Source organism: Aminipila sp. (assembly GCF_032051575.1).
Taxonomy (GTDB): domain Bacteria; phylum Bacillota; class Clostridia; order Peptostreptococcales; family Anaerovoracaceae; genus Aminipila.
In genome coordinates, this window is sequence record NZ_DAMBYD010000020.1 from 19298 (window position 1) to 22538 (window position 3241).

The 3241-nt window shown below is 29.1% G+C and carries 2 protein-coding genes; both read right to left on the reverse strand.

All coding sequences use genetic code 11. The features are described from left to right. Positions 1 to 30: 30 nt before the first annotated feature. A complete protein-coding gene (locus RTW14_RS18505; protein ID WP_312654270.1) occupies positions 31 to 1215 on the reverse strand; it encodes a radical SAM protein in 1185 nt (394 codons plus the stop codon). A 939-nt stretch (positions 1216 to 2154) separates the two neighbouring features. After that, on the reverse strand, positions 2155 to 3241 hold a 1087-nt coding region (locus RTW14_RS18510), incomplete at its 5' end, for a YcaO-like family protein (RefSeq protein ID WP_312654272.1).

Sequence of the window (3241 nt, forward strand, 5' to 3'; positions counted from 1 at the left end):
ATAGCCTATAATTCATTATTAAAATCTAAATTAAGCAAAATGCTCATAATTGTCAATTATGCGTTGAAATCTTTCTTCTGATTCTTCAAGAATTTCTACAATTTTTCTTAATGAATACTCATAATGTTCTTTCATATAGCAAATACCTGTTAAGTATGGGCGTTCTGCTTTACCTGAAATATACTGTGCTACACAGTCTCTACATATATTTCTTGCCCAACATTCATTGCATACCTTATTGTTTTTATTGTTGCATTCCCTTACCAATGGATCATTAATATCATATTTAATTAAACTTACACATGGGTGACGATTCCCATCGGTGTCAAAGGTTTCTAGAAATCCTTTACTCAACTCACAGCAAAAGTCATCAAAGCATATACCATGTAATAACGACTCAATTATTGCCTTTACAAAGATACTAATATTCTTATTTGGTGCATTTTTATAAATCTTACTATATGATTCATCAATATACTTTTCAATATCTTTTTCTTCATCTTGATTATCTTTTATTTTAAGCCAATCTATTTCAGTTGCTACTTCAGAAATATAGTATTCAACTCCCAAGCTTTCAAAATACGTAGCAAGTTCATCTCTACTTATATTGTCAAGATGAAATTTTGTCAATGTGCAATTAAGTTTAACCTTATCTGAAATTGCAGTTTCTTTTAATCGGTTTATAACACTAATTATTTTATGATGTAGGCAATTTACTCTAAGTGTATCATGAATGAAACTCGGACCATCAACACTTATTGTTATATTAAACTTATATTTTTCAAAAAAACTAATCATTTCATCATCAATTAATGCACCATTGGTTACAATATCATAATTTTCAATAATAAAATTAGCTTCAAGTTGCTCCACAATATGTTTAATAATCTTAAAATTCAAAATGGGTTCTCCACCAAAAAAGCTAACCTTAGATATTTTATCATATTTATCTTGTAAGTATTTAACTGCTTTATCCGCAGCTTCCTCACTCATAATAGGACTTACCTCTCCAAAAAAATCTCCTTTTTCATAACAATAAGCACAGTTTCCATTACAATTTATTGTTGTTAGAAATAGTGCTTTCCCTAATGTTCTATCTGCCATTTCGTAAAATTTAGGCATTTCCTGAACATTTTCAAATGAATCTTTATATAACGTCAAGGAATTGCCATCAAAATAGTATTTTGATGTATTTACTGGAAATTCATATATCATTTTCGCACCTCCAATTGTCATTGTATTAATTTAAATCTATAATAATACATTCATTTCAAAACATCAGAAGACCTAGTCACTACTTAATCAGTAGTTGCTAAGTCTTCTTTTTGATTGGATTTCCATTTAAATAAATAGTAAGCGTATAACTCATTGTGTCTTTTGCATTACTATTAATTTATAAGTGCTCAAAATCTCTATATAGTAACTCAACATAAAATTTTGTAAAAAGCACTATATGAAACCCATACATACTGTATCGTCTATTTATTTCACTATTGTTTTAATTTATCACCATAAATAGCTTATTGTAAAATCATGGAAATAAATATAGTAATCAAAACTTTGACGATGATACTCTCATGTTTGAGAATGTATCAATAAAAGACTATTACTTTACATTGTTGTAGCTTGATTCTTATGCACGCCACAGTTGTTTGGTACGATAACTGGTTTCTTAACTACATTACTCTTAACTTTGATAATTTTCATTTGGTTTCCTCCTTTCTTTTTATATAGCATGATGAATACTATATAGCTTGCATCATTGCTACATTTATATCTATTGAAATGGTAAGTTTTCTCCCTTTAGGATATATATACATCATTAATTTGTATATATCCTAAGTTAAAATCTTAAGTAGAATCCTATACCAGTTTCATCAAAGCAATTAAACACTCCTAATATTTATATTAATTTTGATTAAATTTAAGCTTGTACTACTAAAAATAACATTAAATTCAATCTACTATTACAATTATTTTCTTATTAAGTTATATATAGTCTTTTCATTTTTGCATTTACACATTGCAGAATATTCACAGTTCAAACAATCATTACTACAATTTAGTGGATAGAAATATTCAAAAGGGTTATTATCTACATCACTCATAACCTCATCAACTATTTCTTCATCAAAATAGCAGTATAACAATTGACTAATGTGCTGATTGTTCAATTTTTAAAGCCAAGTATAATTCATAACAATAGTAATACCTACTACTTGGGTCAGAAGGATTTAGCGTCTCATTATATTTTCTCATCCATAGAAGAGCATTCTCAAGATCATTAACTTTGATATAAAGAAGACACATGAACAATTTTATGGAAACAATGGAGTAAATATTATCATCAGTAAGCTTAATATCATCAATAAAGATGTCAAGAGTGTGATTTTCAGAATAGTTTTTTTTCTTTAGAAATTCAATCACAAAATAAGCTTCATCAGTAGATATGTCATGTAACTTAAATTGTATGATATTTCGAAGCCTTTCATAATCAATGCAATCTTCAATCACCACCGGATCCATAACATTGAATAATTCACTCATCCCGGGAACTAAAATACGATAAGCTAATATCTCAGACTTTGTTACATCTCTCACAAAAATAGAATGACCTAAATCATTAATCAAAGAAATCAATTCAAATAGCATCTCTTGATTATCAACATAAGATTTCTTCTCAAAACTTCCCTCATATGATGGATTTCCCACAAAAAATGTTGACGGATATCGACCTGAACTATCTACAAATATTTCTATAAAATTATCAATATCGCCACCTTCTTTTAAGAAATCACTTCCCCGTGTCATCCCTTCGAAATCTTCAATCTTTTTACCTTGCATTAATTCTGTAAAACAACGCTCAACAGCAACCTCAAGTGATGGATGTGCAGCAGCTTTTACAAAGTAAGAAATATCCTTACAGTTGTACAGAACCAGACCAATGGCTGGAATCCCTCTCCCCAGAGAGAAATCCTTTAATTCTACTTTATAATTTCCAGTTTCCTCAATTGCATCTATCCAATTAATAACATCTGGCATGTTATTTTTAACCTCAGTAGTAATAGTAGGTGGTGTAATATGTTTTTCTATAATTTCTTTGATTACAAACCTTTCTAAAATTTCCGATATTCCTTGGACAAAAGCCTCCGCCTTAGTGTTTCCTGCCACCATTCCGTTGGTACCATAATAAAGATCTACAATATCTATAGGTAGGGCTATCACTTCATCATTTTGAATA